This is a genomic window from Usitatibacter rugosus (genome assembly GCF_013003965.1).
GTDB lineage: Bacteria > Pseudomonadota > Gammaproteobacteria > Burkholderiales > Usitatibacteraceae > Usitatibacter > Usitatibacter rugosus.
The window spans coordinates 4,223,903-4,244,242 of record NZ_CP053069.1 but is presented as its reverse complement, the minus strand read 5'-3'; the positions used below and the strand labels follow the sequence as shown (position 1 = coordinate 4,244,242).

Here is a 20,340-nt window from a genome sequence, read left to right as displayed (position 1 = left end):
GAATAAAGGGGTCAGACCACTTTATTCGCCTCGTCTCCCGGCCCTCGCCGGGTTGAACCGAGACGAATAAAGTGGTCTGACCCCTTTATTCGACCCTAATTTCTGACGACGATCCGCATCGGCACTTCGCGAGTCACGACGAAGCCCATCTTCTTGTAGAGCTCCACGGCGCGGGTGTTCTTGGCTGCCACGTGCAGGAAGGGCGTCTCGCCGCGTGCGAGCAGGCGGCGGACCATGAGCTCCGTCATGCGTCTTGCGAGTCCGCGGCCCTGGAACTCGGGGCGCGTACAGATGCCGCTGATCTCCCGCAGCGTTCCGTCCTGCAGCCTCTCGCCCGCCATCGCGACGAGCAGCTCATCCTCGAATACGCCGTACCACTCGCCGAGCTCGATCGTCCTTTCTCCAAAAGGACCGGGCCGCGTGAGGGCGGTGAGCTCCATCGCCTGCGGAACGTGCTCGGCGCGAAGCCGAACCACGTGCAGCGTCTCGTCGGAGGGAGGAAGCGAGCCCGTCCAGAGCATCGGGCACATCGTCGTGTCGAGCTCGATCTTCCAACCGGCAGGCTCCGCACCGGTCCACTCGCCGCAGTAGAAGCGCTCGCCGGCCTCGCAGTAGGGAGCGATCCCGGCGAAATCGGCGGAAGACGGTTCAGCGAACGCGAGCAGCGGCGAATAGCCGGCAGCAAAGCGCCGCGCGCGCTCCGTACCGGCAGTGAGGCGCTTCTGCGAGCCCGCGAAGGCCCGCCAGATCATGTTCGACAGCGTTTCCAAATTTCCTAGAGCATCCCCGGATCGAAGAGGCGCCGCCGGCTGACATTCGTGCCGGAGAGCATGAAGACGCCATCCCCGCGATAGTGGAACGTCCTAGGATACTTGGGCGACGCCGCGACGTGGCCCTTCACCACTTTCCAGATGAAGAGCGAGCGCTTCCGGGCGAGCGTCTTGTCGAAGAGCTTGCACTCGAAGCTCGCATAGCACTCGCGGATCAACGGGGCCTTCACTTTCGACGCCTTGCCCGCCGTGAGACCGAATGCCTCGAACTTGTCGATCTCCGCGCCCGTGCTGTTGCCGATGCGAATCGCTGTCTCGAGCAGCTCCACCGTCGGGATGTTGATCACGCACTCCTTCGTCTTCGTGACGATGTCGCGCGTGTAGTCCTGGTCCCAGATGTACGTGCCGACGAGGACGGGGCCGTCGCCCATCATCATGTGCCAGCCCATCGTCATCACGTTGGGCACGCCTTTCCACGCGGTGGAAACGAGGATGACCGGCCCGGGCTCGAGCAGTCGGCGAATGTCGCCAGGATCGACTTCGCGTTTTCGATAGGTGCGCATGGGAGTGGGACCTCCGAAACCGCGGTGGGTTCAGGCGGGGTCACGCAGCTCGTAGCGCTGGTCGCCGACCTCCGCGCCGGTCACGTGGATGAATCCGAGCGAACGCGCCAGGTGGATCGAAGCATCATTGCGGCTGTCGACGTTGGCGAGGAAACGCGTTGTTCCGTGGCGCTCGCGCAGGATCCGCATCATCGCCTCGGTCGCTTCCCGGCCGAAACCCTTGCCCTGCGACGAGGGCGCGATCACGTACGCGATCCACGCTTGCCGTCCGGAGACGGTCGCCTGCACGAAGCCGATGGCCTTGCCGGTCCCGACCTCGCGAACGATCCAGTTCAACCACAGCTCGCTGCCATCCGCCGACTTCCCTTCCTCCAGGCGTGCGTAGCGCGTCGCCAGCGCTTCGAGCGAGACGGGCGCCGCTTCATCGATGTAGCGGTAGATAGAGGGATCGGCCAGCACCGTGAACATCTCGGGTGCATGCCCGCGGGTGAGGGGCTCGAGGGTGATGCGCATGCGTCCAGAGTAGCGGCTTGCTACCCGGCTCGCCAGCGCCGGCTCCGCGGCATGTATAGCCATGCCTGCGGCGCCGGCGCCGCAATCAAGGGCTCAGTCGAAATCGCGATCGCACTTGCGCGTCGCGGTTAGGCACTCGTCGTAGTTGGAATCCGTCGCGAGCAGGAACATCGCGCGCGCGGCGAACGCCGTGTCGACGAAATCGCTGAAGACACCGTCCACGCCCAGCTCGTAGAAGCGGATGTACTCGCGAACCGGCACGCCGCCGAACGGGGGTGGCATGCGCGACGCTTCATTGCGGAACGTGTACGGAACCACGAGCAGGCCAGCCTTGTGCGCATCGGCGACCACGTTGGTGGGCGGCAGCAGCGCGGCGGACGTCCAGCTCTGGATGTACGGCTTCCAGGGGCCGATGCCGTCGGCGTACGTCTTCACCTCGGCGAGGCCCGCGGGCGTGACGAGATCCTTGAAGAGCCCGGTGCGGCCGGCGACGGTCCAGTCGTACGGACGATCGTAGGGCGCCGTGAAGTCGAGCGAGCCGTCGGCGTTGATGTCGTTTGCGTCGATGAGCTGGATCAGCCGTACGGACGTCTTGCGGTTGAGGTAGCGCAGGTTCGCGGTCTCGAACGACTGGATGAATACCGGCGCATCACGGCGGTTCCAGCCTGCACGCGAGAGCGCGGCCAGGAGACGGTCTTCGAGCGCCAGGCCGATCGACTGGTGGTACGTCGGATGCTTCGTCTCCGGGTACACGCCGATCGTGCGGCCCACGTCGTCGGACTTACGCTTGGCGAGCGCGATCACTTCGTCGAACGTCGGGATCGCAAACTTGCCGTTGAAGCGTTGGTCACGATCCGCGAGCGGCTGCTTGGCGCGGATGTACTGCTTCACCTCCGCCAGCGTGAAGTCACTCGCGAACCAGCCTTCCTGCGGGAAGCCGTCGATCATCACCGTGCGCTTGCGGTTGGCGAACTGCGGCAACTGGCTCACGTTCGTGGTGTCGACGAGGTTCGGCTCGTGGCGCGCGATGAGGAAGCCATCCTTCGTGGCGACGAGGTCGGGCTCGATGAAGTCCGCGCCCAGCTCGATCGCGAGCGCATAGCCTTCGAGCGTGTGATCCGGGAGATATCCGGGGGCACCGCGGTGGCCGATGACGAGCGGCGCTGCCTTGCCGTCCTTGTGGTCCGCTGCTGCGAGCGGGGACATGACCGCGCTGGCGGCCGCGAAGATCGCGGCAGCGATGATTCCGAGTTTCATGAAGCGCTCCGTGTGCGGTGGTGGAGCGCGGATCGTGCTCTACGGCCGTGACGGAGCGATGAAGCTTACGTGGCACTGTCGCTGTGGCGCGACCGGCCAGCCCGCGAGACTTACTTGCGGAACGAGGAAAGTATCGAGACGATGCTTCGGACGACCGAGAACATCGTGAGACCGCGCGTCAGCCAGCCCGCCCCGACCGAGAGCTTGTCGCGGAACGTGACGACCTCGTAGCGGAGCTGTGCGCGATAGAGCGCCGACTGCGCGATCAGGAGGTCCTTGCGAACCTGGAGGTCTTCTCCCTCGTTCATGGGGTCGGATCTCCAGTGACTTCGCGCAGCGCCTTCAGGTCGGCTTCGAGCTCGCGCACCGTCGCGTCGAAAGGCGGCGCGCGGTTGTAGACCGCCGAGCGCAGCCGCATGAGCGCCAGGCCGCCGCCCGCTCCATAGAGAACAACGACGCCACCCAGTGCAAGCAGGCGATAGGTGTCCCAGAACGCCGCGGCGATGAGGATGCCGAAGAGCACGAGCGCCCCGCCCATCAGGAACGCCGCCACGACGCCGAGCACGAGCATGCGCTGGAGGTGCAGCGCCTCCTCGCGCAGCTCGAGCCCGAGGAGCTCGACACGTGTGCCGATCAGGCCGAGGAGGGCGGTACCCGCTTCGCGCATGCTAGCGGCGATTGGACGCGATCATGATGCCGATGATGACACCCGCCGCGGCCGCGACACCCACCGCGGTCCACGGATTGCCTTTCACGTAGGCATCCGCCTCGCGGGCGGCGCCCGTGGCCTTGTCCATCGCGTCGCCCTGCAACTCGCGAAGACGGCCCTTCGCGGCTTCCAGGTTGGCGCCCACCGTATTACGCATCTCGGCGGCCTTTTCGCCGCTCACGTTCGCGAGCGAGCGCAGCAGCGTCTCGGTGTCGGTGACGATCTTGCCGAAATCCTCGAGAAGCCGCTGGCGTGCCGCGGCGAGGTCGTTTTCCTGGGTCATGGTGTTCCCCAATGAAGGTTGGCAGGGACCCAGTATATTCCGCGCCGTCGTCAACGCCTGCCTATTGAGCAAGCGAATGCAATTCCGACGAGCGCTCCGCGAATAGATTGGCGTCACACCTCGACCCCGACGGTGCCCACCAACGAAAGGAACACACATGAAATACCCGATGCTGAAGGCCGCGCTGGCCGCCACCACCCTTTCCTTCGCCGCGCCGCACGCGTTCGCGGATGGCCACGAGAACGCCAACGTGTTCGTGAAGGCGGCCGCGAAGAAGGAGAGCGCCACGATCTCGAAGGCCGAGATGCAGAAGATGATGGAGAAGGCGTTCGACAAGGTCGACACGGAGAAGAAAGGGAAGATCAACCAGAAGCAGTTCGAGCTCTTCATGGCCGAGCTCACGCGCATGAGCGGGGGCTGAACGACCATGGACTCCCTACGCACCGCACACGTGTCCGTGTCGTTCCTGGTCGCACTGATGGTCACGTTTCCCCCGCCTGTCAAAGCCAAGGAGAAAAGCATGAGCAAGCCCAGCATCGTCCTCGTCCATGGCGCGTTCGCCGACTCCTCGAGCTGGGACGGCGTCGTCACCAAGTTGCGCGCCCAGGGCTACCCTGTCATCGCCGCCGCGAATCCGCTTCGAAGCGTGAAGGGCGACGCGGCCTACGTGGCCAGCGTCCTCGACAGCATCGAAGGCCCGATCGTGCTGGTGGGCCACTCGTACGGCGGGACGGTCATCACCAACGCCGTCAACGGCAACGCGAACGTGAAGGCGCTGGTCTATGTCGCGGGCTTTGCGCCCGACAAGGGCGAGACCGCGGTCTATCTCTCCGGCAAGTTTCCCGGGGGCACGCTGGGGCCGACGCTGGCGCCGCCGGTCACGTTGCCCGACGGGGGCAAGGATCTCTACATCCAGCAGGACAAGTTCCGCGCGCAGTTCGCCGCCGACGTGCCCGCGGTCCAGACGACCCGCATGGCGGCTGCGCAGCGTCCCGTCACCGAGGCCGCGCTCAACGAAGCGTCCGGGGACGCCGCATGGAAGTCGGTTCCGTCCTGGTTCATCTACGGAGAGCTCGACAACAACATCCCCGCGGCGGCCATCAGCTACATGGCCGAGCGTGCGGGTGCGCGCAAGACCGTGAACGTGAAAGGCGCATCGCACGTGGTGATGGTCTCGCACCCGGACCAGGTCGCGAAGCTGATCGGCGAAGCTGCCGCGTCGGCCCGCTGAGCGGAGGGGCCCCATGAGCACGATCACCACCCGGGACGGCACGCGGATCTACTACAAGGACTGGGGCAAGGGGCAGCCGGTGGTCTTCAGCCACGGCTGGCCGCTTTCCTCCGATGCGTGGGAAGCGCAGATGTTCTTCCTCGCCTCGAATGGCTATCGGTGCATCGCGCACGACCGGCGCGGCCACGGCCGGTCGAGCCAGCCGTGGAACGGCAACGACATGGACACGTACGCGGACGATCTCGCCGAGCTTTTCGCGGCGCTCGACCTGCGCGACGCGATCATGGTCGGCCACTCCACGGGCGGCGGCGAGGTCGCGCGCTTCATCGGCCGCCACGGCACGCAGCGTGTCGCCAAGGTCGTGCTCATGGGCGCGGTACCTCCGATCATGTTGAAGACGCCTTCCAACCCGGGCGGCCTGCCGATCGAGGTCTTCGACGGCTTCCGCAGGGCGTACCTCGAGGATCGCGCGCAGTTCTTCCTCGACGTCGCGAGCGGACCGTTCTTCGGCTTCAACCGGCCCGGCGCGAAGGTCTCGGAGGGGCTCATCCAGTCGTGGTGGCTGCAGGGCATGATGTGCGGCCACAAGAACGGCTACGACTGCATCAAAGCGTTCTCGGAGACCGACTTCACCGAGGACCTGAAGAAGATCGACGTTCCCACGCTGATCATCCACGGCGATGACGACCAGATCGTGCCCTTCCGTGCGTCGGCGATCCTCTCGGCGAAGCTCGTGAAGAAAGCCGAGCTGAAGATCTACAGGGGCGGTACGCACAGCCTGGGCGACACCAGCAAGAAGGATCTCAACGCCGACCTGCTGGCGTTCGCGAGGAGCCAACCATGAGCACCCACTCGCACGATTCGGCCTTCTCGAAGCGCCCGATCCTCACGGGCGTGGCCGTCGGCATCGGTTCACTGCTGCCGCATGCGTTCCTGCCACCCCAGGCTTCGCTGGCGTTCGCGGCGATCCTCATCGCGCTCATCGCCGGAATCTACTTCGGCTTCGCGGTGATGAACGGGTCGCCTCGTGACCAGATGGTCGAGTTCAACATCACCGGACTCTTCGCGACGGCCGGGTTGTTGGGGCTGCTCTACTGGCCGGTCGTCTTGCCTCTCGCGTACTTCGCACATGCCTGCTGGGACCTGGCGCACCACAACCGCGCGCACCTGCCGCTGGTCGCCATTCCTCGCTGGTACGTGCCGTGGTGCGTGGTGATCGACGTGATCGTCGGCACGGGCCTGCTCGTCATCTGGCGCAGCCACGGCCTCATCTAGCCACGCTGGGGTAGGACTCGTGACTCACACTATCGAAGGACAACAAGTTCGAGCTTTCCGGTCTTATGCGTCGCGTGTCGCGCTCGCAGGATGGCATCACCTCATTGCCATCCTGCGAAAGGAAACTCGAATGCACACTTCAAGCGGACTCAAGCCACGCGCGATGGAACGCGTGATGGCGCACATCGAAGACAACATCGGCGAGAACTTGAACCTCGGCACGCTGGCGAGCATCGCCTGCGTCAGCAAGTTCCACTTCGTGAGGATGTTTCGCCGGAGCACGGGCCACAGCCCGATGGCCTTCGTGCTGCGCCGGCGCATCGAGCTCGCGCGGCTCGCGCTGGAGGGACGGGAGACGACGCTGGCGAGCGTGGCGGCGGAGCTCGGGTTCTACGACCAGAGCCACTTCACGCGCTCCTTCCGCCGCCACACCGGCTTCACGCCGGGGAAGTACCAACCGCTCACATGTCGATGATGCCGCGCTTGAGCGCGATGGTGACGGCGTGCGTCCGGTCGCTCGCGGAGAGCTTGCCCATGATGTTCTTCACATGCGACTTGACGGTGTCTTCGGAGAGCGAGAGCTGCGCGGCGATGGTCTTGTTGGAGCCGCCGGCGGCCACACGCTTGAGCACGTCGACTTCGCGGGGCGAAAGGGTGTCGTCGGCGACGTGGGCCGCGAGCTCGGCGGCGATCTCCCGCGGGATATAGCGCTGGCCGGCGTGCGCGGAGCGAATGCCCTCCACGAGATCCTCGTGCGGCATGCTCTTCAGCAGGTAACCGATCGCACCGGCCTTCAGCGCACGCAGCGCCTGGGCATCGCCCTGGTACGTGGTCAGCATCACGATGCGGGCATTGGGCCACTCGGCGCGGATGGCCGCGGCGGCGGCGATGCCGTCCATGCCCGGCATCTGCAGGTCCATCAGGGTCACGTCCGGCCGGTGCTCGCGGAAGCGAGCGAGCGCTTCGTGTCCGTCGCTTGCCTGCGCAACGATCTTCATGCCGGGCACGCTGTCGATCACGGCGGCCAATCCCTCGCGCAGGAGCGGATGGTCGTCGACGACGAGGATGCGTATGGGCGCGGTGTCGGTCATCGTTGGGCTCCCAGGAGGTCGCGAATCGATTGCCACGCCGAGCGTGGAGCGCGGCGGACGTATGCGGCGGCGGCGGGCACGCGCAGGGCGATCTCCGTGCCGGTGCCGGCCCCCTCGCGGCTCCAGACGTCGAGCTGCGCGCCCAGCTTCTGTGCTCGCTCGCGCATTCCGCGCATGCCCCAATGGCCGGCGGATTGGGCTGCGTCGAGGTTTACGCCAACGCCATCGTCCCGAACGCGCACGCGCAGCCCTTCTTCTTCATAGATGAGCTGGACTTCGATCGACGCGGCGCGGGCGTGGCGAAATGCGTTGAGCAGCGCCTCGCGTCCGATCTGGTAGGCCTCCTGCCTTGTCGCCGCTCCCAGGGGGCGCGGTGCACCCTCGACGAGCGTGCGAAAGTCGATCTCCAGTCCCCGGGCCAGCTCCTGGCCCACCGCGGCCAGCGCATCGCCAAGGTCGCGGCCCGCATCCGCGGGAACGCGCAGGTCCTGGATGCGGTCACGGCCCTCGCTCACGGCGGCCGTGGCGCGCTCGATGGTCTTCTCGAGCATCGCGCGAACGGGTTCCTCGCGAGGGAGATGGTTGGCCGCCGCTTGCACGCTGTAGACGAGGCCCTGTGTTCCCTGCAGCAACGTGTCGTGCAGCTCGCGCGCGATGCGCTCGCGCTCCGCCATGCGCTCGTTGAAGCGGGTGCGCATCTGCCTTGCCACCTGCCGGACCCGGAACCGGATCACGGCCCACAGGGCGAGCCCGGATGCCGCCACGCACAGCGCGATGAACCATCCGGTCTGGAAGAACGTCGGCGGGATCCGGAACTCCAGCGTTCCGCCCGTCTCGTTCCACACACCGTCATTGTTGGAGGCCATGACGTGGAAGCGATGCAGGCCCGGAGCGAGGTTCGTGTAGAACGCCTGCTGGCGGCCGCGCACGTCCTGCCAATCCTTGTCGACGCCTTCGAGCTTGTAGCGGTAGCGAACCTTCTCGGCCATCGTGAGGCTGATGCCGACGTAGTCGATGCGGATCGAGGCGGGGTTCGCGGGCAATGTCGCCTTCTCCGTAAGCGCATAGGACTTGCCGTCGGCAACAAGAGCCTGGATCGAGACTTGCGGAGGAACCAGGTTGCGATGGATGCGAGTGGGATCGAGGGAATAGATGTCCACCCCCGTAGCGAACCAGAGCCGGCCATCGGTGCCCTCGACCGCGCTCGGCAGCGGACGAATCCTGGCGCTGGTGCCTTGCACGCCGTCGGCCGCATCGAAGATCTCGCCCCGGATGCGATGTGCGGGCTCGGTAGCCGCTAGGCGCAGCTCAGCGGACGTGATGTGGATGATTCCAGGCGCGGCGTTGAGCCACAGGTCACCGTCGGCCGTTTCGATGATGCCGGTGATGTTCCTGAACGCGCCCTCCACCTCGGAGCTCATCGCCCGGAAACGCGTGCCGTCGAAGAGCGCCAGTCCGACATCGCCGCCGGCCCAGACCCGCCCGCGCCTGGCGTGGATGGCCGTGACGTTGCCGATGGGAAGCCGATCCTTCCCGGCGAACACACGGGCGCGGTCGCCCTCGACCACGGCCACGCGGCCTTCCGTGTAGCCGAACCACACGCGCCCCTCGGCATCCGTCGCCATCGAAATCGCGGTCAGCTCCGGCAACGACGCGATGCCACCGTAGGCCTTCCAGGCTCCGTCCTTCAGCCGGAACACGCCGTTGCGCACGATCGAAACCCAGAGCGCCCCGGCGCGGTCCTTGGCCATCGCCTGCACATCCCAGTCGCCCGTGCCCTCCGGCCGCTTCATGCGGTCTACGCGTCCCGGCGCAAAGCGCACGAACCCGTTGGGGCCTCCCAGCAGGACGGAGCCATCGTCGAGACGAATCGCGCAGGACACCGAGCCCACGTTCGCGGGAAGAAGCTCCGGACGGTCCTGGACCTTGAACGACGGGAACATCCATCCTCCGACCCACAAGGCTCCTCGATCCGCGGCGACGATGGCTGCGTTGATCGGAGCGTAGCCAGCCTCCAGCACAGGTGGCGGGGGCACGACCGCGGCGACGGTGCGCTCCGAGAAGCGAAGCAGGCCGCGCTCCGATGCAACCCACACGTTGCCTTCGCTATCTTCGAAGATATTGAACGCGACGGCGGGCTTGATGGAATCCCACGACTCGACTCGATTCGCCGATCGCGGGTCCAGCCCTTCCGGGCGCGTGTTCCGCCGCACTTCGCCCTTCTCCGAGGTGACCCAAACCGCGCCGTCCCGATCGAACAGGAGGGAGCGTTGCGGCGACCGGGTCCGTTGGCGAGGGGTGTCGTTCTGGAAGACCTTGCGGACCACAGCACCGTTGCCCCACCAGACCGCGCCGGACCGCGACTCGAACAGGGCCGTTGTCCCTGCCGCTCCGGTCTCGTGGTCACCGGGCGCGCCAACCTCGCGAAACATCGTCTCGCCCTTGGGCAGGAAACGAACCGACTTGCGGGTTGCGCTCCAGAGCGTTCCCGCGCTGTCGACCATCACGGGATCCGTCAGCTCATTCGGATGGCCGCTTTCCGGGCCGAGCCTTAGCCAACGCGAGCCTTCGAGGCGCGCGACGCCGCCGGTGCCTCCCATCCAGATTCTCCCGTCGTGATCTTCGGTGAACGACATCACGGAGCCCGGCGGGAGGCCCTCGCGTTCCGTGTAGATCGTCGCCTGGCCGTCCTTCAGGAAGGCCGCGCCGCCGAAGGAGAAGCCGATCCACACACCGCCCGAGGAGGGAGCGAAAAGTTCGAAGATGGCGATCGACGACAGGCGATCGTCGCGTGGAATCTCGACCGGCTCGAAGCGCAAGCCGTCGAACCGGTGCAGGCCGTTGGTGCTGGCAATCCAGAGGTATCCGTCGCTGGCCTGCACGAGTGTCGAGATCCCGGTGGGAACGCCGTCCCTGGGACTCCACGTGGTGAGGCGGAGATCGCGGAGCTTGCTGTCGAGGCTCAGCGCGGAAGCTGCCGTGCACCAGGCCAGGAGAATCAACGCTGCCGCCAGTCGTCCGGTGCCGGCCATCGATGTCTTTCGCCGTGGGAGAAGGAAATCTAACGCAAGGCGTGGAGGATCAAATCACTCGAAAGCATGAGCGGGGCATCCCCGGAATTCGGGTACTTCCCCCCAACATCGATGCCTACGATGCCATGGATGCAAAGACTTTTCTCCATGTTTCCCACGGGGCGGCCGGGCTACGCGCTCCTGCTGATGCGAGCGGCGCTGGGCCTCATGGTGCTGGCCGGCGTGATCGCTCCGTTGGCGAGCCGCGAGGCGTCGCCGGTCGTGCTGCTGCTTGCGTGGGTGGCGGTGATCTCGCTGGCGGTGGGAGTGCTCACGCCCGTCGCTTCGCTCTTGTGCGTCGTGCTCGAGCTCATCGCGTGGCGCGCGTCGGGCGGAGACCTCGAGGTGGTTTACGTCTGTTCGGTGATCACCGCGCTTGCGCTCGCGCTGCTCGGACCGGGCGGCTACTCCGTGGACGCGCGGCTCTTCGGACGAAGGCAGGTCATCTTCCGCTCCGGTGAGGATTCGAACCGGTGACGGCTCTTACTTCACCGTGAAGCGCGAGGGCCGGAAAGGCGTCACGTCGATGCCGGGCTTCTTCCCCGCGACGATCTCCGCGATGTACTTGCCCATGACGGGGCCGCCGGTGATCCCGAAGTGGCCGTTGCCGAAGGCGAAGTACGCGTTGTCGTAGCCCGGTGCTTGTCCCAATGCGGGCAGGCCATCCGGGAAGGAGGGGCGATCGCCGGCCCAACGCGTGACGTTCCCGAGCTTCAAGGCGGGGAACATCTTCAGGGCCTGGCGCTTGAGCAGCTCGGTGCGTGACCAGTCCGGTTCCGAATCGACGCCTCCGAACTCCGCCGTACCCGCCACCCGTAGCCCCATGTTCATCGGCGCGCAAGCGAACGAGAGGTCGCGATTGGTGACGGTGACCTTCGGCATCACGTTCGAATCGACGACGGTGATGTGATAACCGCGCTCGGCTTCGAGCGGCACCTCGATGCCCAGTGCGGCTGCAAGCTTGCGCGAACCGACGCCCGCCGCGATCACGAGACGCTCAACCGGCATCGTGGTGTCGTTCACCGAGATCGCCTGCACGTGCATTCCGTTGGTGAGGATCGAGACGACCTTGCCGCGCACGATCGTGGCGCCGTTCTTCTCGGCTTCCTTCGCGAGGATCGTCGTGAGCTGGTGCGGGTTCTTCACGCGGCCGTTGTCGGGCAGCAGGAGGCCACTCCCATATATGGGGGCCAGCGTGGGTTCGGCCTCGAGGACCTCGGCGCCGCTGATGGGGATGGCCTTGATGCCGGCCGCTTCGCGCATGAACTGCGCGAGCTGCGAGCCTTGCGCGTAGTTCTCGCGCTCGGAGACGTAGAGCTGGCCGCAGCGGTCGATGAGCGCATCGGCTTCCGTGCCGCGCGTGAGTTCCGCGTATGCGTCGAACGTGCCGCGGTGGAGGTCGCGCATGGCGCGGGAAGTCTTCAGTGCGTTCTCGACCTTCGCTTCCTTCGCCGCGGCCATGAACCACGGCAGCACCTTGAGGAAGTATCCGGGCCGGACCTTGAGCGGACCCTCGTCGTCGAGCAGCCACTTGGGCGCCTCGCTGAGGATGCCGGGAATGAGATACGGGACTACCGCGCCCGGGCTGATGTTGCCCGCGTTGCCGAAGGACGTGCCCTCGCCGATGTTGCCGGCCTCGACCAGCGTGACGGTGAAGCCCTGGCGCTGCAGGAAGAGGGCGGAGCAGACGCCGACGATGCCGCCGCCGATGACGGTGACTTGCGACGTCATCATTCCACCTTGATGTTGCGGTCCTTCACGAGCTTGCCGAACTTCTGCGTCTCGCTGCGGATGAACTGTGCGGTCTCGGCGGGACTCTTCGTGCCGTCCGGTTCCATGCCGAGGGCGACCAGCTTTTCACGCAACACGGGCGTGGCCAGCACGTCTTTCATGGCCGCGTTGAGCTTCGCCACGACGTCGGGCGGCGTGCCGGCTGGCGCCTGGATCGATTCCCAAGTGCCGATATCGAAGCCGGGGACGCCGGACTCTGCCACGGTCGGGATGTCGGGCAAGTAGCCGACGCGCTTCGAGGTGGAGACCGCGATGCCGCGAAGCTTGCCTTCCTTCACCAGCGGCACGGCCGACCCAATGCCCGGGAACATCATCGTCACGCGTCCACCCAGCAGCTCGGTGATCGCGGGACCGCTGCCCTTGAACGGGATGTGCAGCATCTCGGTTCCGGTCATCGCGGAGAACATTTCACCCGCGAGGTGCGCGGCGCTCCCCTGGCCAAAGGATGCGTACGTGAGCTTGCCGGGCTGCGCCTTCGCGAGCGCGACCAGCTCCGCCACGTTCTTCGCGGGGATCTCCATGTTCGTGATCAGCATCAGCGGCACGACCGCGACCAGGCCCACGGGCGCGAAATCCTTCTCCGGATCGAACGAGAGCTTGTAGAGGCTGGGGTTGATCGCGAACGACGCCGAGACGAAGAGCAGCGTGTAGCCGTCCGCGGGCTGGCTCTTCACGAACTCGGTGGCGATGATGGTGTTGGCGCCGGGCTTGTTCTCGACGACGACCGGTTGGCCGAGCTTGTCGGAGAGGGCCTGGGCCGTGAGGCGGGCCGCGGAGTCGGAACCGCCGCCCGGCGGGAAGCCCACGATCAACTTGATCGGTTTGTTGGGATACTGGGCATGGGCAATGCCGGCGCTCGCGAGGAAAAGGACGCCGAGCGTGACCGCTCCGGCGAGGCGGGCGAATGAATGGCGGATAAGGGACATTGGCGCTCCGACGTGGGTATCGCCCTCAGGATGCCTTGCCCACGCGCCCCGCGGCAAGGCACCAAGGGTCGCAACCGTTGTCAGAGCTGGCAGGCTTCAACAATTCCAAGGAGAAGAACCATGAGTGGCATCGAAAAGACGGCAAGCGTTCACTGGGAAGGCGGCGGCAAGGCCGGCGTCGGCAAGATCAGCACGCAAACGGCCGCCCTGAAGGAATACCCCTATGGCTTCGGCAGCCGCTTCGAGGACGACCGGCGGGGCACGAACCCGGAGGAGATCCTCGCCGCCGCGCACGCCGCGTGCTTCACCATGGCGTTCTCGTTTGCTTGCGACAAGGCGGGGTTCAAGACGGAGATCGTCGATACGAAGGCCGCCGTGCGGCTCGTGAAGGATGGCGACGGGTTCACCATCGATCGCATCGCGCTGGAGTTGACCGCGAAGGTGCCCGGGATCACGCCGGAGAAGTTCGAGGAGCTGGCCCAGGGCGCGAAGAAGGGCTGCCCGCTCTCGAAGGCGCTGGCCAGCGTGCCCGAGGTGACTCTCAAGGCGACGCTGGCCTAGCGGAGGGTTTTTACCGGGCTGTCTGTGCCCCTCGCGCCCTCGGGCGCGACGGAGCGAACGCCGGATTCTCCGCCGCCGCATTCACGATCACCGCACCATCGTCCTCGAGCAGCAGCTTCTGCGACTCGAGGTCACGCACGGCCAGGCGGATCTTCGTCATGTACTCGTTGACGCCGCCGGGATAGCGCGCCTCGAGCACTTCCTTCGTGAACGGCCGGTATGTCCCGGCTTGCCGACACGCCATCACCGAGAGCGGTGAGTTCATGTAGCCGTGGCTCGCGATCGGCACCATCAGGTCCGGCAGCACCACGCCGCTCATCGGGTTGTGATCGCGATCGAGCTTCGGGACCATCAGCACCGAGCCCGTCAGGTACTTCGGCGCCTGGAAGACCTCCCCGTCAGTCGGCCGAGCTTCGAGCGCGAACAGCTTGTTGGCCGGAGGAGATGCCTTGCCCTGAACCCACAGGTCGAGCGCCACCAACTGCGCGCGCAGAGCCGGCGACCAGTCGATCTGCCCCTGGCCTTCGTCGCAGTCCTTGTTCTTCGTGCGCGAGTTCGTGTGCGGCGCGCCGGCGATGTCGTACATGCGCACGTTGTCGGGGATGGGGAGATCGGCCGAGCCCTTCGCGCCGGTGCGTGAAAGCGCCGCGCGTCCGCCCATGTAGTCGTTGTAGGTGTGGTTCACCATCACGAGCGGCAGCTTCGTGTACTTCGGACCCGCGACCTTCATTACCTCGCCGTACGTGAAGGGCTCTTCGTGCACGCCGCGATGCTCGGGGTTGGTGTGGCCCGGCGTCTCGGATGCGACCGAGGTCGGCCCCGGCCCCGCATCGAGTAGCGGCATGCCGCCCGCGGCCGCGTTCACGATGTGCAGCGCATCGAAGGCCGTCTTGCCGCCCGCCTCGTTGAACCCGTTCACGAGGAAGCTCTTCAGGAAGCGCGCGGTCTGTGAGTAGCCGAGCCCGTAGACGCGCTCGATGCCATCCTTGCGCAGGTAGATTGCGACGTCGCGAACCGCCGCGAAGCCCACGCCTTCCGCGTAGAGCTTCTTGCTGCCGCTCTCGAACGCCGGCAGCGTCGGGCCTTCGCCGAGCTCCCATTGCACGACGGCGAGCGAGTAGCCGCGGTCCTGCAGGAAGCCGGTGCCCTGGTCGAGCGAACCGACGAGGATCGGGCGCGTGCGCGGGCTGTTGTAGAGGCCGTGCGCGATCGGGCGGCCGCGGTTGGGCACGTCCACGATCAGCGCGCCGTTACCCGCGCGGGGATTCTCGGGAACGATCAGCGTGACCGGCGTCTTGTACTCGACCATGCCGCTTGCATTGCGCGGCGCCTTGTCGAGGCCGGGGATCTTCTCGGTGGGAGACAGTACGCCGCGAGCCTCGGCCTCGATCTTCACGAACTTGCCCGCGGCAAAGTCACCGTACGGCTCCTTCGACGTGATGGAGAACTCGGTGATGGCCGCACCGGCCAGGGCGGGCACGAGGGCAAGCGACAGGATTGTTGCGGCGCGCGAAATCGCGGGCAGGGTCATCGGGACTCCTCCGTATATCGTTCTTATGTGTTCCCGATCCTACGCTGCCCCCGGAACGTCACATACCGCGTTCCCAGTACGGAGGATCCCCGAACGCCGCTCTCAAGCATTCGATGAGGGCGCGCACCTTCGCCGATGCGCCCCGTGTCGTGGCGTACGCGACGTGCACTTCCGCGCTGTCCGCTTCGGCTCCGATCTTCAGGACTTGCAGCTTCTTCGCATCCAGCTCGGGGCGGCAGATGTACGTCGGCAGCAAGGTGATGCCGAGGCCCGCGATCGCGGCGTCGCGCATGGCGATCCCGTTGTTCACGCGCAGGAAACGCTTCGGGCGGACGACGGTGGAGGTCTTGCCCGCCTTGAAGCGCCAATCGGAATCCCGGTTGGCGTAGAGGATGCCGGCATGGTCGTGGAGTGCCTCGAGCGTGCGGGGCGTTCCGTGCTTGCGCAGATATGCCGGCGACGCGACGAGCACCCGCCGGCTCATGGCCACTCGCTTCGCGATCACGCGCGCGTCCGCCACGGCGCCATGGCGGATCACCGCGTCGTACCCATCGGCGGCGACGTCCACGAAGCGGTCGTCCAGCTCCAGCGAGAGCTGGATGCCCGGGTTCGCGAGCAGGAAGGGATAGAGCGCACGTCCGAGGTGCAGCGTGCCGAAGCTCACCGGCGCCGAGATGCGGAACGGCCCGGCAAGCTGGCCGCGGCGATCGGCGATCTCCGCCCGGGCGTCGGCCGCTTCCTGCACGATCCGCCGTGCCCGGTCGAGAAAGGCGCTGCCCTCGACGGTCAGGTTGAGCTTCCGCGTGGTGCGCTGCACGAGGTGTGCACCAAGAGAGCGCTCCAATTCGGTGAGCCGCTCGCTCACGACGGACTTGGAAAGATTCAGGGCTCGCGCCGCCCCGCTCACGGAGCCCGCGTCCGCGATGGCCAGGAAGGCGGCAATGCCGTCGAACTTCATTGTTCGACTATACCGAACGCCGGATTCGCGGTCGCGTCCTTATGCGCGGGTGCACGATCCGATCTAATCGGGGCGTATATCAACCTATGGGAGCAGTCATGAAAGCGCTTCGGAAATTCCTGGTGGCTGTCGCGGCCCTTGCAAGCTTTAGCGCCGCCGCCCAGGACGTGAAGATCGAGAGCAAATTCGCCGACGTGAACGGCATCAAGATGCATTACCTCGTCGCGGGCAAGGGCGAGCCGATCATCCTGATGCACGGCTACGCGCAGAACAGCCACATGTGGCGCCCCGCGATGAAGGAGCTGGCGAAGACGCACCTCGTCGTCGCTCCCGATCTCCGCGGCTTCGGCGACACCACCAAGGCCGAGAGCGGCTACGACAAGAAGTCGATGGCGGTGGATGTGCACGCACTGGCGCAGAAGCTCGGCATCAAGAAGGCCGGCATCGCGGGTCACGACATCGGGCTGATGGTCGCCTATGCGTACGCCGCGCAATACCCCACGGAGGTTGATCGCATCGTGCTGCTGGATGCCTTCATCCCAGGCGTAGGTGACACGACGAATCTCTTCCTGCTGAAGGACCTCTGGCACTTCCACTTCTACGGCCCGACGCCGCTCGCGTTGGTCACGGGGCGTGAGCGCGTCTACTTCGAGCACTTCTGGAACGACTTCGCGGCCGACGGCAAGAAGTCCGTCTCCGAGGCCGACCGCGTTTTCTATGCGAAGAAGTACGCGCTGCCGGGAGCGATGAAGTCGGGCATGGAAGTCTTCCGCAACTTCGACCAGGACGCGAAGGACAACGCCGTCTTCGCGAAGACGAAGCTCACGATGCCGATGTTGGTGCTGGGCGGCGAGAAGTCCGGCGGCGATTTCCTCGTCACGCAGGGCAAGATGGTCGCCACCAACGTCGAGGGCGTGATCATCAAGGATTCCGGCCACTGGCTCGTCGACGAGCAGCCCGGCCAGGTGATCCCGAAGCTGGTCGCCTTCTTCAAGTAAATAGGGTCAGACCCTATTTCGGGCAATAAAGGGGTCTGACCCCTTTATTGCTTCGGGGACTTGTCGGCCTGGGCCAGCAGGTCGCCGATCGTGCCGGACCAGATCTCGAAGAATCCGTCCGCCCTCGAGACCCGCAGCCAGCTCTCCCACCGCGTGTCGGCGAGCGCAGGGTCGCGCGCGGCGACGCCTTCCTGCGAAATGGAAACCGAGACGCTGCCCCCGCCCCCGCCCTTGCCCTTCTGCTCGTCGCGGATCTTCCTGAAGTAGGCCTGGAATTTCGACAGCTCGGCCTGCGACTCGGGCGAGAACGAGTAAAGGAACCAGCGCCGGTTGGCGGGCGCGGGCTCCAATCCATCCAGTCCCGTCTGGAGAATCGAGAGGCGCATCGGCAGCGCCTTGTCGACCGCCTCGAACGACCCCGGTTCGCGAGGCTTGATGGAAAGTCGCAACACGGGGACCTGATCGGCTTTCGGTGACAAGCGCGTGTCGGCTTGCACCGCCAGCATGAATTCCGCCGGGTTCGCGTCCAGCAGCTTGCCCTGCAACGACACGAGCTGCGGAACGGACCGCAGCGGAATGCCGCCACAGGAGGCGAGCAGGGCGGCGAGGACTACGCAGGCGGCGATCTTCATGGGCGCTTCCCGAAGGGGAGACCCGCAGATTACCCGCGCGCGCGCCGCCGCCCAACCGCCGCGACACCGACCATCGACGCCACGAGCATCAACAACAGCCACTCACTCAATGTCGGCACGGCCGCGACTCCGCCGGGGCCGAACCCGGGACCACCCTGGTCCACGATCGTGCCGTTGGCTACGAGGTCGTCGTCGCCCAGGCCCCCATCCACGATCGCGATCGTGATCGTGTTGCCCGCGACCGCCGAAGCGATCGTGTACCAATGCGGCGCCGGGTCGGAGGGCGTGGGTCCGAACTTCCAGTAGCGGATGCCAGTGACGGACGTCGGGTAGGTGATGGCGAGCGTTGCCGTGGAGCCCGGTGTGCAGCCCGTGAGCGTGAAGTCGAAGAGGCCGTGGGGGAAGGTGACTCCGGCAGGCGGAGGAGTCGCAACCGCGGTGACAGGGATGAACGAAGGCGTCGGTGCGAACGTGCAGCCCGCACCACCGCCCGACAGCACCGCCGTGATCGTGCCCGTGCCGGTCGCGCTCGGACCGCTGAACGAAGGCTGCACGGGCGTGACCATCAGCGCGTTCGAAGGCGGGCTCGTGCCGATGGCGTTGCGTGCGGTGACGGTACAGCTCACGGCGACGCCATTCGCGAGGCCCGTTACCACGATCGGCGAAGCAGCGAGAGTCACCGGCGGAGCGGCGCCGCACGTCGCGGTGTAGTCGAGGATCGCCGAGCCGCCATCCGCATTCGGCGTGAACGCCAGCGTGGCGGTACCGTTGCCCGGCGTCGCGCTCATGAGCGTCGGCGCGTCGGGGGCGTTCACGACCGTCAACGTCGCGTCGTTTCCGTCGCCGCCGACGTACGAGATGCGGAACGTGTGCCCGCCGCCCGTCAGCGTGGAACCTTCGGGGAGACCGGTGAAAATGAACGGCAGCGGCGTGACGTTGCCCGCGTTCGTCAGCAAGGCGATGGCCGTGCCCGGGGGCAACGATGCCGCCACCACGCCCAGCGTCAGCGTTGCGCCTGTTCCCGTGATGGATGTGCCGGACTGCACGCGGTCATACGCAAAGGGCCCGGGGATGTCGACGAAGTACTGCGCGCCATTGAAGGAGACCCCCTGGAACGACATCGTTGCAGATGCGCCCGCGGTGTTCGCCCCCGGCGCGATCGCTCCGGCAGAGAGGTTCACGGTACTGGTGACGGTCCCGCTGCCCCGCAACGTCCCGCCGGCGGCGACGGTCAGTGGGGAAGTCAGCGTGCCGTCCAGCACGAGGGTACCCACCAGGATCTGGGTCTGGCCGGGGCCGCTGGTGCCGCTGAGGCGCAGCACGCTCCCGCTGATCTTCTGCAGCACGGTAGCGGTGATCTGGCCCCCGAAGTCCCCGCCCTGGATCCGCAGTGTCGTACCCGAGGTTTCCTCGACGTTTCCGTTGCCCACCAGGTTCCGGATCGAGGCATTGGCGGTCGTGAAGCGGAGCAATGCCCCTGCCATGACCCTGGTGCTCGCCGCGCTCCCCGTGATGGCCGGAAGTACAGCGCTCGCGCCCTCCACGACCCCGGACTGTACGACCAGGGTTGTCGCGGGGGTGAAGAACAACACGCTTGCCGTGATGCGGATGGTCCCGTTGTTGACGGGGTCGTTGAGCTGCGCGTTGGCGTCTTCGACTTGCAGGGTCTGTGCCAGCGTGAGGGTTCGGCCGGGGGCCGCCGCCACGATGCTGGTGCCTGTCGTTCCGAAGCGCACGACGGCCGTCAACGCCATGTCGGAGAGGGCGACCAGCTTCGCGCCATTGTCGAGGGAGACGGTACTTGGAACGGCGCCCGGCACGGCGATCGAGACGGTGCCCTGGTTGATCGAAAGCGTCGTGCCCGGATCGAATCCATTCGCGCCCGTGAGGGTCACGTTGCCCGGGCCGTCCTTCGGGATCCCCCCCGAGCCCGTCAGCATGAACGCGCCGTTCGCGAGCACGAAGTCGTTGTTCACCATGCCGAAGCCGACACCCGTGAGGTCGATGTTCGCGCCGAGGACGAGCGTATCGCCCGGCGTAATCGTCGCGACGCAGTTCTGGAAGGACGCGAGGTCGTTCGCGTTACAGATTGCGTGTGCTGCGGTGGGAATGAGGCAAGACGAAACTGCGAGGGCAAAAGCCCCCAGGCGCGCGCTGAAATTCAAGATCCGGTTCCCTGA

Annotated in this window: 23 protein-coding genes; 8 read left to right on the top strand and 15 right to left on the bottom strand. The window is 66.2% G+C overall.

Going from position 1 to position 20,340, the window contains the following annotated elements:
- Window positions 1–95: 95 nt before the first annotated feature.
- From DSM104443_RS20195 to DSM104443_RS20165, 7 genes are all read right to left on the bottom strand, one after another.
- The gene (locus DSM104443_RS20195) at window positions 96–752 is read right to left on the bottom strand and encodes a GNAT family N-acetyltransferase (RefSeq protein ID WP_171095542.1); all 657 of its coding nucleotides are present in this window, start codon (window positions 750–752) and stop codon (window positions 96–98) included.
- A 23-nt stretch (window positions 753–775) separates the two neighbouring features.
- A complete protein-coding gene (locus tag DSM104443_RS20190) occupies window positions 776–1,333 on the bottom strand; it encodes a flavin reductase family protein (RefSeq protein ID WP_171095541.1) in 558 nt (185 codons plus the stop codon).
- Between the two features lie 30 nt (window positions 1,334–1,363).
- Window positions 1,364–1,846, bottom strand: coding sequence for a GNAT family N-acetyltransferase (locus DSM104443_RS20185; RefSeq protein ID WP_171095538.1), 483 nt, complete (start codon window positions 1,844–1,846; stop codon window positions 1,364–1,366).
- Between the two features lie 93 nt (window positions 1,847–1,939).
- Window positions 1,940–3,103, bottom strand: coding sequence for a glycerophosphodiester phosphodiesterase (locus DSM104443_RS20180; protein WP_171095537.1), 1,164 nt, complete (start codon window positions 3,101–3,103; stop codon window positions 1,940–1,942).
- 110 nt (window positions 3,104–3,213) lie between these two features.
- On the bottom strand, window positions 3,214–3,411 hold the full coding sequence (locus DSM104443_RS20175; RefSeq protein ID WP_171095535.1) for a hypothetical protein: 198 nt from the start codon (window positions 3,409–3,411) through the stop codon (window positions 3,214–3,216).
- Complete coding sequence (locus DSM104443_RS20170) at window positions 3,408–3,770, bottom strand: phage holin family protein (RefSeq protein ID WP_171095533.1); 363 nt, start codon at window positions 3,768–3,770, stop codon at window positions 3,408–3,410. The genes DSM104443_RS20175 and DSM104443_RS20170 overlap by 4 nt, the downstream gene beginning before the upstream one ends.
- A gap of 1 nt (window position 3,771) precedes the next feature.
- Entirely contained in the window at window positions 3,772–4,095 is a 324-nt protein-coding gene (locus DSM104443_RS20165) for an ElaB/YgaM/YqjD family protein (protein WP_171095531.1), read from the bottom strand.
- A gap of 157 nt (window positions 4,096–4,252) precedes the next feature.
- Between DSM104443_RS20165 and DSM104443_RS20160 the strand changes: the two genes are divergently transcribed.
- The 5 genes from DSM104443_RS20160 (at window position 4,253) to DSM104443_RS20140 (ending at window position 7,076) form a co-directional block, all read left to right on the top strand.
- Window positions 4,253–4,516: a hypothetical protein gene (locus DSM104443_RS20160; RefSeq protein WP_171095529.1), complete on the top strand. Its 264-nt coding sequence runs from the start codon at window positions 4,253–4,255 to the stop codon at window positions 4,514–4,516.
- A 99-nt stretch (window positions 4,517–4,615) separates the two neighbouring features.
- Entirely contained in the window at window positions 4,616–5,326 is a 711-nt protein-coding gene (locus DSM104443_RS20155) for an alpha/beta fold hydrolase (protein ID WP_212756818.1), read from the top strand.
- Window positions 5,327–5,339: 13 nt separating this feature from the next.
- Window positions 5,340–6,170 (top strand): alpha/beta fold hydrolase, encoded by an 831-nt coding sequence (locus DSM104443_RS20150; RefSeq protein WP_171095525.1) that lies wholly within the window; start codon window positions 5,340–5,342, stop codon window positions 6,168–6,170.
- Entirely contained in the window at window positions 6,167–6,601 is a 435-nt protein-coding gene (locus DSM104443_RS20145; protein WP_171095524.1) for a DUF6010 family protein, read from the top strand. Before DSM104443_RS20150 ends, DSM104443_RS20145 begins: the two co-directional genes overlap by 4 nt.
- A 130-nt stretch (window positions 6,602–6,731) precedes the next feature.
- Window positions 6,732–7,076, top strand: a complete 345-nt coding sequence (locus DSM104443_RS20140) for a helix-turn-helix domain-containing protein (RefSeq protein WP_171095521.1) — start codon at window positions 6,732–6,734, stop codon at window positions 7,074–7,076.
- On the opposite strand, the gene DSM104443_RS20135 is transcribed toward DSM104443_RS20140, so the two are convergent.
- Together DSM104443_RS20135 and DSM104443_RS20130 are read right to left on the bottom strand one after the other, a co-directional pair.
- Window positions 7,063–7,692, bottom strand: a complete 630-nt coding sequence (locus DSM104443_RS20135) for a response regulator (protein ID WP_171095519.1) — start codon at window positions 7,690–7,692, stop codon at window positions 7,063–7,065. The genes DSM104443_RS20140 and DSM104443_RS20135 overlap by 14 nt on opposite strands.
- Window positions 7,689–10,724, bottom strand: coding sequence for a sensor histidine kinase (locus DSM104443_RS20130; RefSeq protein ID WP_171095517.1), 3,036 nt, complete (start codon window positions 10,722–10,724; stop codon window positions 7,689–7,691). The genes DSM104443_RS20135 and DSM104443_RS20130 overlap by 4 nt, the downstream gene beginning before the upstream one ends.
- Window positions 10,725–10,853: 129 nt before the next feature.
- Here DSM104443_RS20130 and DSM104443_RS20125 point away from each other — a divergent pair, with 129 nt between their 5' ends.
- Window positions 10,854–11,240, top strand: coding sequence for a hypothetical protein (locus DSM104443_RS20125; protein WP_171095515.1), 387 nt, complete (start codon window positions 10,854–10,856; stop codon window positions 11,238–11,240).
- 6 nt (window positions 11,241–11,246) lie between these two features.
- Here the strand turns inward: DSM104443_RS20125 and DSM104443_RS20120 are convergent, their stop codons facing one another.
- Together DSM104443_RS20120 and DSM104443_RS20115 are read right to left on the bottom strand one after the other, a co-directional pair.
- Complete coding sequence (locus DSM104443_RS20120) at window positions 11,247–12,497, bottom strand: NAD(P)/FAD-dependent oxidoreductase (RefSeq protein ID WP_171095512.1); 1,251 nt, start codon at window positions 12,495–12,497, stop codon at window positions 11,247–11,249.
- On the bottom strand, window positions 12,494–13,480 hold the full coding sequence (locus DSM104443_RS20115; protein ID WP_171095510.1) for a tripartite tricarboxylate transporter substrate binding protein: 987 nt from the start codon (window positions 13,478–13,480) through the stop codon (window positions 12,494–12,496). Before DSM104443_RS20115 ends, DSM104443_RS20120 begins: the two co-directional genes overlap by 4 nt.
- Window positions 13,481–13,600: 120 nt before the next feature.
- On the opposite strand from DSM104443_RS20115, the gene DSM104443_RS20110 reads away from it, so the two are divergent.
- The gene (locus DSM104443_RS20110) at window positions 13,601–14,041 is read left to right on the top strand and encodes an OsmC family protein (protein ID WP_171095508.1); all 441 of its coding nucleotides are present in this window, start codon (window positions 13,601–13,603) and stop codon (window positions 14,039–14,041) included.
- 10 nt (window positions 14,042–14,051) lie between these two features.
- Here DSM104443_RS20110 and DSM104443_RS20105 read toward each other — a convergent pair whose 3' ends face one another.
- Both DSM104443_RS20105 and DSM104443_RS20100 read right to left on the bottom strand, forming a co-directional pair.
- Complete coding sequence (locus DSM104443_RS20105; RefSeq protein WP_171095506.1) at window positions 14,052–15,572, bottom strand: alpha/beta hydrolase domain-containing protein; 1,521 nt, start codon at window positions 15,570–15,572, stop codon at window positions 14,052–14,054.
- Window positions 15,573–15,630: 58 nt separating this feature from the next.
- Entirely contained in the window at window positions 15,631–16,530 is a 900-nt protein-coding gene (locus DSM104443_RS20100; protein WP_171095504.1) for a LysR family transcriptional regulator, read from the bottom strand.
- 98 nt (window positions 16,531–16,628) lie between these two features.
- On the opposite strand from DSM104443_RS20100, the gene DSM104443_RS20095 reads away from it, so the two are divergent.
- The gene (locus DSM104443_RS20095; protein ID WP_212756816.1) at window positions 16,629–17,528 is read left to right on the top strand and encodes an alpha/beta fold hydrolase; all 900 of its coding nucleotides are present in this window, start codon (window positions 16,629–16,631) and stop codon (window positions 17,526–17,528) included.
- A gap of 44 nt (window positions 17,529–17,572) precedes the next feature.
- Here the strand turns inward: DSM104443_RS20095 and DSM104443_RS20090 are convergent, their stop codons facing one another.
- Window positions 17,573–18,160, bottom strand: a complete 588-nt coding sequence (locus DSM104443_RS20090) for a hypothetical protein (RefSeq protein WP_171095500.1) — start codon at window positions 18,158–18,160, stop codon at window positions 17,573–17,575.
- Between the two features lie 29 nt (window positions 18,161–18,189).
- Window positions 18,190–20,325, bottom strand: coding sequence for a choice-of-anchor U domain-containing protein (locus tag DSM104443_RS20085; RefSeq protein WP_171095498.1), 2,136 nt, complete (start codon window positions 20,323–20,325; stop codon window positions 18,190–18,192).
- Window positions 20,326–20,340 lie beyond the last annotated feature (15 nt).

Bases quoted from the DNA above. Each gene is read 5' to 3' on its own strand.
- DSM104443_RS20175 (WP_171095535.1), bottom strand. From the start codon at position 3,411: ATGAACGAGGGAGAAGACCTCCAGGTTCGCAAGGACCTCCTGATCGCG.
- DSM104443_RS20155 (WP_212756818.1), top strand. From the start codon at position 4,616: ATGAGCAAGCCCAGCATCGTCCTCGTCCATGGCGCGTTCGCCGACTCC.
- DSM104443_RS20135 (WP_171095519.1), bottom strand. From the start codon at position 7,692: ATGACCGACACCGCGCCCATACGCATCCTCGTCGTCGACGACCATCCG.
- DSM104443_RS20125 (WP_171095515.1), top strand. From the start codon at position 10,854: ATGCAAAGACTTTTCTCCATGTTTCCCACGGGGCGGCCGGGCTACGCG.
- DSM104443_RS20160 (WP_171095529.1), top strand. From the start codon at position 4,253: ATGAAATACCCGATGCTGAAGGCCGCGCTGGCCGCCACCACCCTTTCC.
- DSM104443_RS20180 (WP_171095537.1), bottom strand. From the start codon at position 3,103: ATGAAACTCGGAATCATCGCTGCCGCGATCTTCGCGGCCGCCAGCGCG.
- DSM104443_RS20100 (WP_171095504.1), bottom strand. From the start codon at position 16,530: ATGAAGTTCGACGGCATTGCCGCCTTCCTGGCCATCGCGGACGCGGGC.
- DSM104443_RS20105 (WP_171095506.1), bottom strand. From the start codon at position 15,572: ATGACCCTGCCCGCGATTTCGCGCGCCGCAACAATCCTGTCGCTTGCC.
- DSM104443_RS20130 (WP_171095517.1), bottom strand. From the start codon at position 10,724: ATGGCCGGCACCGGACGACTGGCGGCAGCGTTGATTCTCCTGGCCTGG.
- DSM104443_RS20115 (WP_171095510.1), bottom strand. From the start codon at position 13,480: ATGTCCCTTATCCGCCATTCATTCGCCCGCCTCGCCGGAGCGGTCACG.
- DSM104443_RS20185 (WP_171095538.1), bottom strand. From the start codon at position 1,846: ATGCGCATCACCCTCGAGCCCCTCACCCGCGGGCATGCACCCGAGATG.
- DSM104443_RS20165 (WP_171095531.1), bottom strand. From the start codon at position 4,095: ATGACCCAGGAAAACGACCTCGCCGCGGCACGCCAGCGGCTTCTCGAG.
- DSM104443_RS20140 (WP_171095521.1), top strand. From the start codon at position 6,732: ATGCACACTTCAAGCGGACTCAAGCCACGCGCGATGGAACGCGTGATG.
- DSM104443_RS20195 (WP_171095542.1), bottom strand. From the start codon at position 752: ATGATCTGGCGGGCCTTCGCGGGCTCGCAGAAGCGCCTCACTGCCGGT.
- DSM104443_RS20095 (WP_212756816.1), top strand. From the start codon at position 16,629: ATGAAAGCGCTTCGGAAATTCCTGGTGGCTGTCGCGGCCCTTGCAAGC.
- DSM104443_RS20110 (WP_171095508.1), top strand. From the start codon at position 13,601: ATGAGTGGCATCGAAAAGACGGCAAGCGTTCACTGGGAAGGCGGCGGC.
- DSM104443_RS20170 (WP_171095533.1), bottom strand. From the start codon at position 3,770: ATGCGCGAAGCGGGTACCGCCCTCCTCGGCCTGATCGGCACACGTGTC.
- DSM104443_RS20145 (WP_171095524.1), top strand. From the start codon at position 6,167: ATGAGCACCCACTCGCACGATTCGGCCTTCTCGAAGCGCCCGATCCTC.
- DSM104443_RS20150 (WP_171095525.1), top strand. From the start codon at position 5,340: ATGAGCACGATCACCACCCGGGACGGCACGCGGATCTACTACAAGGAC.
- DSM104443_RS20120 (WP_171095512.1), bottom strand. From the start codon at position 12,497: ATGATGACGTCGCAAGTCACCGTCATCGGCGGCGGCATCGTCGGCGTC.
- DSM104443_RS20090 (WP_171095500.1), bottom strand. From the start codon at position 18,160: ATGAAGATCGCCGCCTGCGTAGTCCTCGCCGCCCTGCTCGCCTCCTGT.
- DSM104443_RS20190 (WP_171095541.1), bottom strand. From the start codon at position 1,333: ATGCGCACCTATCGAAAACGCGAAGTCGATCCTGGCGACATTCGCCGA.